The organism is Escherichia sp. MOD1-EC6162 (assembly GCF_002965125.1).
Lineage (GTDB): Bacteria > Pseudomonadota > Gammaproteobacteria > Enterobacterales > Enterobacteriaceae > Escherichia > Escherichia marmotae.
Genome location: NZ_PTSB01000090.1, coordinates 1 through 534 on the forward strand (window position 1 = coordinate 1; position 534 = coordinate 534).

At 45.7% G+C, this 534-nt stretch carries 2 tRNA genes and 1 rRNA gene; all 3 read right to left on the minus strand.

Annotated elements, in window-relative coordinates:
- Positions 1-188 precede the first annotated feature (188 nt).
- Positions 189-264 (minus strand) — tRNA-Ala (locus A9587_RS24285).
- A 42-nt stretch (positions 265-306) separates the two neighbouring features.
- Positions 307-383 (minus strand) — tRNA-Ile (locus A9587_RS24290).
- Between the two features lie 68 nt (positions 384-451).
- Positions 452-534: ribosomal RNA gene (locus A9587_RS24295) — 16S ribosomal RNA — on the minus strand; the annotation flags it as partial.

The window sequence follows — 534 nt, forward strand, 5'->3', positions numbered from 1 at the left end:
TAACCTCACAACCCGAAGATGTTTCTTACGAACCATCATCGTGTTGCGAAAATTTGAGAGACTCACGAACAACTTTCGTTGTTCAGTGTTTCAATTTTCAGCTTGATCCAGATTTTTAAAGAGCAAAACTTCGCAGTGAACCTTTGCAGGTACACTCTGAAGTATTTTTTATTTAATCACTACAGAGATGGTGGAGCTATGCGGGATCGAACCGCAGACCTCCTGCGTGCAAAGCAGGCGCTCTCCCAGCTGAGCTATAGCCCCATAACATGTAGTTAAAACCTCTTCAAATTTGCGGTGCAAATTTGGTAGGCCTGAGTGGACTTGAACCACCGACCTCACCCTTATCAGGGGTGCGCTCTAACCACCTGAGCTACAAGCCTGTAGAGGTTTTACTGCTCATTTTCATCAGACAATCTGTGTGAGCACTTCAAAGAACGCTTCTTTAAGGTAAGGAGGTGATCCAACCGCAGGTTCCCCTACGGTTACCTTGTTACGACTTCACCCCAGTCATGAATCACAAAGTGGTAAGCG